We start from the raw sequence: 10,041 nt of genomic DNA, 5'->3' as shown, positions 1-10,041 counted from the left end.
CACCTGCGGTCGCGGATGGGCCATGATCGGCACTGCCGGCAGGCTCGTCGGCCACTTCTACATACACAATGGCGACGATTCGGCCTTCGTTTGCGAACACAGCTGAGTTCTTCAACAGCCTGCTAGGGGGATCGGTGTTGACACTGAGAACAATGCAAGCGCTGCGCCAACTGCAAATTACTGAGAGTCGCATTGTTTCGCCGTGAGCAGCGTCGGCTTGTGGACACGACGTTTCGACCCTGACAATTGTCGCGACGAAACGAATGGTTGAGAGTGGGCCCGACCCATCAGGCGTCCAGAGTGCCCTACTAGATTTGGGAGTCATCAGCCTTCTAGATCAGAACTATTAGGATCGCCATCGAATGGACCCGCCACTTCTGGGAGATGCCCCACGGCGTGGTTGAGTGCACGCAAGACCTACAAGGCAGACGCGATGAAATGCTATCGGGAATCAAGTAGTCCGGTGACAACCAACTATAGCGTTTGGGATTCGCCAACTGATCAGGCCTGAGGCCCGCGGCGAGGCGCCCGGATTCTCTCAAGGAGCTCGGTGAATAGACAGTAGTACGCGGGCCGACCCTCACCAGCGCAAACCACATTCGGCTGTGACGGGCATTGGTGGATCGAGCGTTTACAGTTTGCCCATAGCTCCGCTTCTCGGTCATGCCCGAGCACAATAGGATCACGCGCTGAACCGCACGCTCGCCTTCTATGTGCGGCTTGGCACATATCGGCGCCCCTCTGAGAGGAAGGGCTGCTCCATGTTCGGCGCGAGTATACATACTGCTGTCGGAGATTTCTTGCCCCCGCGGAGTGAGTTCGTGGCAATGGCTGACACGGCTGGATTCGGCCACACGCTCCATAGTCCCCGGATCAGCAGGCGACATTGCCATTCCTAGCAAGAGCCACTCGTGGCCACACTGTCTTGCTGCGGAGTAGTCCAGTGTCGGATACTTTCGCCGTCTGGTGGAGGGGGGCACCTCGTGCAGGCCTCGCCTCGAAGTGCGGCCGGGTCATTGGATACTCCGTGGAGTTGGTCACTATTCCGGTGACCTTTCCCGTGCATGGTGGTGTCGGTTGTTATGCTGGTCAGGAAATGGCGACACGCTCCGGAGATCGCCGGGCGAGAGAATCAGCCGCCGCGCACGCACGAGCTGCTCCGCGGCTGCCGCGCCGTACTTGTCGGACTCGGCCTGATCACCGCGATGCTGAACGTTCTGTATTTGACAGGCTCGTTCTTTATGCTTGAAGTGTACGACCGCGTCGTGCCAAGCCGCAGTGTGCCGACGCTGGTCGGCCTCTCGGTGCTGGCAGCCAGCCTCTATCTGTTGCAGGCCTTCCTAGACGTTCTGCGCGGACGCATTCTCATCCGTATGGGCGAGTGGCTTGACCGTATGTTCTCGACGCGAGCCTACGACGTCGTCGCGCGCTTGCCACTGTGCGCTCGGGCGAGCGGCGACGGACTGCAGCCTGTGCGCGACCTCGACCAGGCGCGCAGCTACCTCTCCGGGCTTGGCCCGACGGCTCTGTTCGACCTACCCTGGATCCCATTCTATCTCACAATCTGCTTCCTGTTCCATCCAATGGTCGGGATCACGGCGATGGTCGGCTCGCTCGTGCTGATTACGTTAACCCTTTTCACCGACCGACTGACACGCGCGCAGACGAAGGAGACGACCCAGCGCGTGGCGCAGCGCAACGCACTGGCCGAGGCTAGCCGCCGAAACGCTGAGGTGCTGCAGGCCATGGGCATGCGCGGGCGGCTCGCCACGCGGTGGGCAGAGGTCAACGACAGCTACATGGCCTCCCAACGGCGTACGGCTGATATTGTTGCCGGCTTCGGGTCCATTTCCAAGGTCCTGCGCATGGTCCTGCAATCGGCTGTGCTTGGCGTGGGCGCTTATCTGGTTATCCGCCAAGAGGCAACCGCCGGAATAATCATCGCCGGGGCCATCCTCACCTCGCGCGCACTCGCACCTGTCGAACTGACCATCGCCCACTGGAAAAGCCTGATTGGGGCCCGCCAGAGCTGGACACGTCTGCAGCAGTATTGGGCGCAGCTCCCGGCCGACGAGGAGAAGACACCATTGCCGCCGCCGTGCACAGTCTTCACTGTCGAGGCCGTCTCAGTGCTGCCGCCGGGCGAGCAGCGCGTGGTCGTGCATGAAGCCTCGTTCGCACTGAAGCCGGGACAGGGCCTCGGCATTGTCGGCCCGAGCGCCTCGGGGAAGTCGTCGCTGGTGCGGGCGATCGTCGGCGTGTGGGCGCCTATGGACGGCAAGGTACGGCTCGATGGCGCCGCCCTCGAGCAGTGGAATTCGGAGGCGCTCGGCCGACATATCGGCTATTTACCGCAAGACATCGAGCTGTTCGCGGGCACGGTAGCCCAAAACATCGCCCGGTTCGATCCCGACGCTGACGCCGAGGCGACGATCGCCGCCGCAACCGCGGCCGGTGTGCACGAAATGGTGTTGCGACTGCCGAACGGCTACGATACGCACATTGGCGAAGATGGCTCGACAATCTCGGCTGGGCAGCGCCAGCGCATCGCGCTCGCGCGGGCGCTCTACCGCGATCCCTTCCTGGTAGTGCTCGACGAACCCAACTCCAATCTCGACGCTGAGGGCGACGAGGCCCTGACACGAGCCATGATGGCAGTGCGAGCGCGGCGCGGCATTGTCATCGTCGTCGCACATTGCACCACCGCGCTCGCCGCGGTGGACCAGCTGATGGTGATGTGTGAGGGGCGCGTCCAGGCGCTTGGGCCGAAGGATCGGCTGCTGGCCAAGATGACCGAGCGCTCGGCACCGGTGCCGCGTAAGGTGGCGATCGAGGAGGCGAGCCAATGAAGCGCGAGCCGTTGGACGTGGTTCCGCTCTCGATCCGCCAACACATGCGCGCCGCCCTCGCGGGTGTCGTTGTGCTCGCCGGCGGCATAGGCGCCTGGGCAGCTACCACCGAACTATCCGGTGCGGTCATTGCGTCCGGCATGCTAGTGGTCGACAGCTATATCAAGAAGGTGCAGCACCCAACTGGCGGCGTCGTCACGCGACTCAACGTGCGCGAGGGCGCCGAGGTGAAGGCCGGTGACGTGCTGGTGCGGCTTGATGAGACGGTAACGCGCGCCAATCTTCTGATCCTAATTAAAAGCCTGACCGAACTGGCGGCGCGCCAAGCTAGGCTCGAGGCAGAGCGCGACGACGAAAATCACCTCGACTTTCCCGCCGAGCTTGCCGCGCGCGCCTTAGATGCGGACGTGGCGCGGGTGATCGCCGGCGAGCGCAAACTGTTTGAGCTTCGGCGCGCCGCTCGCGCCGGCAATAAAGCGCAACTCAACGAGCGCATGGGCCAACTTTCGGAGCAGATCCGCGGGCTAGATGAACAGATTCAGGCAAAAGATCGCGAGACAACGTTCATAAGCCGTGAACTCACGGGCGTCCGCGAGTTGTGGAGCAAGCACCTCGTCCAGATCACGCGCGTCACGGCCCTCGAGCGCGACGCAACGCGCCTGCACGGCGAACGTGGCGCGCTTGTCGCCGCGATCGCCGAAGCCAGAGGACGGATTACTGAGACTACGCTGCAGATCATGCAGATCGATCAAGATCTCCGCACCGAAGTGGGACGAGAACTCGCCGAGATTCGTGCGAAGACCGCGGAACTGGTCGAGAAACGAGTGGCCGCTGAGGATCAGCTGAAGCGCCTTGACATCCGCGCGCCACAGGATGGCAAAGTGCATCAGCTAGCAGTCCACACTGTCAGCGGTGTCATCACTGCCGGCGAGCCAATCATGCTGATAGTTCCCGCCCGAGACTCCCTTGTCGTAGAGGTCCACATCGCTCCGCAGGAAATCGATCGCGTATCATTGGGCCAGCCCGTGCTGTTGCGTTTCACAGCTCTCAATCAGCGCACCACTCCGCAGCTCAACGGCGAAGTGGCCCATGTGTCCGCCGATGTCACGGTAGATGAGAAGAGCGGAGCAAGCTTCTATCTGGCCCGCATCGCCGTACCAAGCGGGCAGCTCGCACGCCTAAATAGCGTGAGGCTGATCGCCGGAATGCCCGTCGAAGCCTTCATTCAAACCGGTCAGCGCACAGTCATGTCTTACCTTGTCAAGCCGCTCTCGGATCAGTTGATGCACGCCTGGCGTGAGCGGTAACGATGCACGCAAGATAATGGTTCGGAAGCAGAAAACAGAGCCGGTCCCGGAAATCTGCACAGGACGCTAAGTGGAGTTTCTGCCTGACGGCGGGCAAGATTGACCCGAGAATCAGGAGAGACGATGAGCAGACGAATCCGCCGGCACCACGCACCGGCATTCAAAGCCAAGGTGGCGCTGGCCGCGATCAAGGGCGAGATGACGCTGGCCCAGCTGGCTGAGCATTTCGACGTGCACCCGAACCAGATCACGCAGTGGAAGAGCCAGCTTCAGGAAGCGGCTGCCGATGTGTTCGGCGCCGGCGGAGGCAACAGAGCAAGCGAGCCCGCCGTGGACGTGAAAGCGCTGCACGCCAAGATCGGGGAGCTGACGCTGGAGAACGATTTTTTAGAAGGCGCGCTCAGCAAAGCCGGCCTGCTGAGCGCAAAGCGATGATCGACCGTGAGCATGACCTGCCGATCACCCGTCAGGCGGAAGTTTTGAAGATCAGCCGTGGCAGTGTCTATTATCTGCCGCGCCCGGTGTCGCCCGCCGAGCTCGCGATCATGCGACGGCTCGACCGGCTGCACCTGGAGTTTCCTTTCGCCGGTTCGCGAATGTGGCGAGACCTGTTGGCTGCCGAGGGGTGCAAGATCGGCCGCCGGCATGTCAAGACGCTGATGCGGCGGATGGGGATAGAGGCGCTCTACCGCCGGCCGTGTACCACCAAGCCCGAACTCGGGCACAAGATCTATCCGTATCTGCTGCGCGGGATAGAGATTACACGCCCGAACCAGGTCTGGGCGATGGACATCACCTACAGTGCGCCTCGCCCCACAGTCGGGGGAGCGTATGACTGGAATGCAAATGAGAAAGGTAGGACTGAGAAAAAAATCTGACTTGTTCCCTGCTGTGAGGGGACATGAGCCCAAGCGGCGGTGACCTGTCGTCAACTGGCAGGGTGACGTAGCCCGCAGGTCAAGGGGATTGAGGCGAAGCCGTTAAGCCGAGATGGTCCCCGAGGCTGAAGTATTGGAAGGTTGAGGAACACGAACCGGTTCACCCGCATCTGAGGGCTGAAATGTCGCCTCCGTCTACACGGCTTAACAGGTGGAATGCTGATGATGTCGCCGGACAGTTATGACGGCGTGCATCCGAACGCGAGCCCAGATGTAAGACGCTCGCGAGGGGTCATGGGGAGAACGCAGCCAGACCATGGCATCGGCATCGACTTGCGGAAAGCAAGGGAAAAGACTGCGACCGGCAGCCTCACCAATACGATGACGTCCAGCATATGAACGAGGGAAGGCATGATGGAATGCCCACGATGCTTTGCGTCGCAAGGGAGTTGACCCTGATGTCCATCATGCTGGCGGAGTTCTCGTAGTAGTCGGCGGCAGGGAAAACCTGCCACATGGCGAAGGGGAACAGTTCAAACTGCTTGGAGTGCAAACTACCTGACCGAATGAGGTGAAGACCTTTGATAATCAGTGAAATGCAGCACAAGCTCGCGACATGGGCCGAGAGGGATCCGAACCGAAGGTTCGATCGCCTCCTTCGGCTGATTGCCAACCGGGAATGGCTTGCCGAGGCCGCTCGGATTGTTCTGGCGTCAAGTGGCGCACGAACATCGGGCATCGACGGAATAGATAAGCAACGACTGCAGGTCAGATTGGATGAGCATCTGGATGACCTGCGGAAAAGCCTGCTGGACGAGAGTTATCGCCCCCAGCCGGTGAAGCGGATCTATATCCCGAAAACCAACGGCAAGCTACGCCCACTGGGTATTCCGACGCGCCGGGCATAATACACCTCATACAGTCTGCGTTGGGGATGGTGGGTGAAGATGGCTTGAAGTCGCAACCCATTTTCGGAGACGCCGGTCGACGCAATCGTCGATGGTGATTGCATATGGCGCATTCGGCTTGCGTTGCAGCGCCGAGACTATACCACGTTCGATCCAGTAATGGACGACCCACAGGCTGACGCCAAATCTCTCGCAAACCTGACTGACGTTCAACGTTCCGGCGGGAAGAGATGGGCCAGTGATACGATGCTTGTGGCGGATCCATCGAATCATGCTGACAGTGAACGGCCTGCCGGTCGAGCTTGTCTGGCCATTGCTTTTGAGTTGCGCGACGATCTCATGATCATCATGTAGTTCCGCCATCGCGCGGATTTTGGCAACGAACTCATCGGGATAACGAACTGCTTCGGGGCGGTTCGGCCGCTGCCGGACCTCAATTGTCTCAGTAGCCCCACCTTGCCAGCGAATTTGCAATCGCAGCAGTTTGGGCTCTGGACCCTTAGCGACGGTGATGTCGCGTATCAACAGGCGGAGCATGCGCTTGCGGTCACGAGCTGAAGTGCTTGAAGCCTTCCACAGTCGGGGGAAGTCCCTGCCAAGCTGCAGTATTTGCTGCCTCTGTTCGGTTGTGATGCTACGCAGGTTCTGGCGCTCAAAATTGGCCAACTCAGTCTCGAGCTCGAGAAGCCGCTCCATTGCATCGTTCCAGCGCTTCTCGAGCGTACTGGTAACCAACCGATTGCTGGGGTCTGCTTCTTCATAGCGTCGTTCTGCCAAGGCACAATCATAACGGGCCCGGTCTATCCTTCGTTGCCATTGCGCAGCAATTGACCTATCGCGCTCCTCCAAGCTTGTCAGCGCTTGCAACGCCAGTTTAACCGTCAGTGGCGTGACGGCGGTCAACAGGCGCTCTGCAATTGCGTGATCAAGCGGTTTTGATGGCAGAGACATGCAGTGCTGCGACGCCAGTGCCTCCCGACGCCTCCAATTGCATTCATAGATCGGGTAAAGACCGCCATTGCCGGCGTAGCGCACATTTAGACGCCGTCCGCAAGCGCCACAAAGCAATAAACCTTGCAGCAAACAAAGTCCCTCTCGAGCGGGTCCGGCGATAACTTCGCTATTGGTCCTGTTCGCCGCCAAGTGTTCGCGGTTGGTAAGGAATCGATCCCAGGTAATATAACCAGCATGGTGATCGGGAATGACAACACGCCACTCATCTTGTGGCATGCGGCGCAACTGAGTTTGGATCTCACCGGTAGGGCCAACCTGCTTACAAGATTGATATCGGCCAAACACGTAAGTGCCGGCGTAAGAAGGATTGGCAAGGACACCGAGCACGCGTGAATGCGTAAGTCGTCCCCAGATCAGCTTGCCGTCCCAGACGCCGCCATAGGCTCGGCGTGGAAAGACCAGGCCGAGTTCATTGAACCGTTTAACTACGCCGTAGGCGCTGCTCTCTTGTTCAAATAGTTCGAAGACTGTTCGAACCGCGCCTTGCACTTCCTGATCGGGGTCGAGGGTGATCCTGTCACCGTCGAATACCAAACCGACCGGCAGAGGGAAGTGCAGTTCACCTTTCTGCGCCTTGTTGAGTTTGCCTCCGTGGAGGCGCGCGCGAATGATGTGCAGCTCTGCCTGAGCAAACGTACCCTTCATGCCAAGCACAAGGCTGTCGTTGAAGTCCGCCGGATTGTAGCAGCCATCGCCGTCGAACACCAAGGTGCGTGTCACCGCGCACAGCTCCAGCAAGCGATGCCAATCCTTGTTCGAGCGGGCCAGGCGCGAGGCTTCCAGAGAGAAGATCGCGCCGACTTGGCCCATTGCCACATCGCTGACCAGCGTCTTGAAGTCGTCGCGATTGGTCGCCTGCTCGCCGGAGTGACCGAGATCCCGGTCGAGGATCCGGATCTGCTCCGGAGTCCACCCGAGCGACCTCGCTTGGTCGGCTAAGTTGTACTGGCGCTCTGTGCTCTCTTGATTGAAGCGGACTTGCCCCATCGTCGACTGACGGATGTAGATGCAGGCCTGCCGCGCGAGATGATGATCGGCAATCTTGGGATTGATCATGATCGGGTCCTTCCACATCGGGCGGCGGAGCGCCTGCAGCGAGATAGGAGTCGATCATGTTGGCGATGATGGCGCCCGCCTCGGCAAAGTCGAGGGCTGCGACCGCCGGATCCATCTAATCGAGACTTTCGCGGCGACGCAGAAGCTCGGCATTGATCGCGCAAATCTCGTTGAGCATCTCCTGGAGCTTGCGGTAGTTGGCGAGAAACTCGGCCACCTGAGAATACGCGCCATTCGGCACATAGCCGAGCCGCGGGCGTTCGCCGGTTCGAGCGATTGTGGACAGGTAACGCTTGGGGCCGTGTCCCGGTCCGTCGACGCAGTGGCAGCTGGGTCGGCCGCAGCGCTTGTAGGTCTCGATGAGCGACCCGCGCACAATCTGCTCGATCGGCGGCAGGGCACGCAAGAGCTGGTGGCGGCGCTTTCGCAGGGCCGCGGAAGAAGGTTTCTTCATTTGCGGACCGAATCGAATTGATGTCCGAGTGATTCAGAAGCTGAGTCATTGGTCAAGCCTCATTTCTTGTGCTTCAACGAAGAGGCGAATTCGGCGAGCGCAAGCAGACCAAGGGCGTCGATGAGCAACGGCTGCTGGCCATTGATAGGCTCGCTCCGAGCACCGGGAAGCGCCCAGTCCGTCCAGTCGCGTGGGACAGCAAGCGATCCGATCTCGGCGTGGCGCAGGCTCAAAGTCTCTACGCCAGAGACCTTTCTGACCTTGAGGACAGCAAATCGCTGACCACGAAGTACATGGAAGGGATGGGTTATCTCAGCCGAACCCAAATCCTGACGGGGCTGAAGTGCAGTTCGACGTAACCGTGCCGACGGTCGGGGACCGCGTCGCACAGATGGTGGTCAAGCAGTATCTGGAACCGGGGTTGGATCGAGTGTTTGATCCCAACTCCTACGGCTATCGGCCGGGCAAATCAGCGCATCAGGCGATCGAGCAAACGCGTAAGCGGTGCTGGGACTATGACTGGGCTTTGGATCTCGACATCAAAGGCTTTTTCGACACGATCGATCATGCCCTTCTGGTGAGAGCGCTTCGGAAGCACTGTCAGGAGGCCTGGGTTTTGCTGTACGTCGAGCGATGGCTGAAGGCTCCGGTGGAAATGCCCGATGGGACTATCCAGAAACGGGAGGCCGGAACACCGCAAGGTGGAGTGGTAAGCCCGCTGCTGGCGAATCTTTTTCTGCACTACGCCTTCGATGCGTGGATGCGTCGGACGTTTCCGAGCATTCCGTTCGAGCGCTATGCCGATGATGCAATCTGCCATTGCCGGACACGGCAGGAAGCAGAACATCTGAAGGCTGCGCTAGAAAAGAGATTTGCCGACTGTCATCTGACACTGCACCCGCAAAAGACCCAAGTGGTTTATTGCAGGGACAGCAATCGACGTGGGACACATCCGCAGATCCACTTCACCTTCCTTGGCTTCACCTTCCAACCCCGCAGGGCGAAGAATCGCTGGGGAAAGCTCTTCACACGCTTCCTTCCCGCAGTTGGCCCGCAGGCGCTCAAACGCATGCGGGAGCGGATAAGGAGCTGGCGCTTGCCACAGCACGCGCCGCTTCCGTTGACTGATATAGCCCGAATACTCAATCCGATCCTTCAAGGGTGGTGGCAGTATTATGGGCGTTTCTATCCAACGGAGATGTGGAAGCTGTTCACGTACTTTGACGAACGTCTCGGAGTGTGGCTCCGGCGGAAGTACAAGTCGCTCAAAAGGCACCGGGGACGGAGCTTGCGGCGGCTGAACAGCATTGCGAAGCGCAATCCCTCATTCTTCGTCCACTGGGCGCGCCTTGGTCACGCAACGGTTGGGTGACAAGAGCCGGATGATGCGAGAGTATCACGTCCGGTTCTGTGAGGGGCTGAGGGTGAAACTCCCTCGGCCCACTCGACAGTTCTTCACCGGCGAAGAGTTTTTCCAGCACGTTTTCCCGCACGAGCGCTCGGACCTGAGCCATTGGCGCAAGCGGCTCGGCGACAAGCTGGAGCGATTGTTGGCCGAGAGCCTCCGGGTGGCGC

General features: G+C 60.0%; 5 protein-coding genes and 3 pseudogenes. 6 read left to right on the top strand and 2 right to left on the bottom strand.

Annotated features, from left to right (window positions below):
• The first annotated feature begins 1,082 nt into the window (after positions 1 to 1,082).
• The 4 genes and pseudogenes from I6F21_RS36980 to I6F21_RS36965 all read left to right on the top strand — a co-directional run.
• Positions 1,083 to 2,849 carry a type I secretion system permease/ATPase gene (locus I6F21_RS36980; RefSeq protein WP_225184311.1) on the top strand — a complete coding sequence of 589 codons (1,767 nt, stop codon included), beginning with the start codon at positions 1,083 to 1,085 and terminating at the stop codon, positions 2,847 to 2,849.
• Entirely contained in the window at positions 2,846 to 4,156 is a 1,311-nt protein-coding gene (locus I6F21_RS36975; protein ID WP_225184310.1) for an HlyD family type I secretion periplasmic adaptor subunit, read from the top strand. Before I6F21_RS36980 ends, I6F21_RS36975 begins: the two co-directional genes overlap by 4 nt.
• A 123-nt stretch (positions 4,157 to 4,279) precedes the next feature.
• Positions 4,280 to 4,956 (top strand): annotated as a pseudogene (locus I6F21_RS36970) (IS3 family transposase); the annotation flags it as partial.
• A 659-nt stretch (positions 4,957 to 5,615) separates the two neighbouring features.
• Positions 5,616 to 5,927 (top strand): annotated as a pseudogene (locus I6F21_RS36965) (group II intron reverse transcriptase/maturase); the annotation flags it as partial.
• A 21-nt stretch (positions 5,928 to 5,948) separates the two neighbouring features.
• Here I6F21_RS36965 and I6F21_RS36960 read toward each other — a convergent pair.
• Entirely contained in the window at positions 5,949 to 8,012 is a 2,064-nt protein-coding gene (locus I6F21_RS36960) for a recombinase family protein (protein ID WP_225184308.1), read from the bottom strand.
• A gap of 115 nt (positions 8,013 to 8,127) precedes the next feature.
• Complete coding sequence (locus tag I6F21_RS36955) at positions 8,128 to 8,466, bottom strand: DUF6788 family protein (protein WP_346656853.1); 339 nt, start codon at positions 8,464 to 8,466, stop codon at positions 8,128 to 8,130.
• Between the two features lie 343 nt (positions 8,467 to 8,809).
• On the opposite strand from I6F21_RS36955, the gene ltrA reads away from it, so the two are divergent.
• Both ltrA and I6F21_RS36940 read left to right on the top strand, forming a co-directional pair.
• Positions 8,810 to 9,838 carry a group II intron reverse transcriptase/maturase gene (ltrA, locus tag I6F21_RS36945; protein WP_225184305.1) on the top strand — a complete coding sequence of 343 codons (1,029 nt, stop codon included), beginning with the start codon at positions 8,810 to 8,812 and terminating at the stop codon, positions 9,836 to 9,838.
• Positions 9,831 to 10,041 (top strand): annotated as a pseudogene (locus tag I6F21_RS36940) (hypothetical protein); the annotation flags it as partial. The gene ltrA and the pseudogene I6F21_RS36940, both read left to right, overlap by 8 nt.

The sequence above is a fragment of the Bradyrhizobium sp. NBAIM03 genome (assembly GCF_020194055.1).
Classification (GTDB): domain Bacteria; phylum Pseudomonadota; class Alphaproteobacteria; order Rhizobiales; family Xanthobacteraceae; genus Bradyrhizobium; species Bradyrhizobium yuanmingense.
This window is presented reverse-complemented; position numbering and strand designations above follow the sequence as displayed.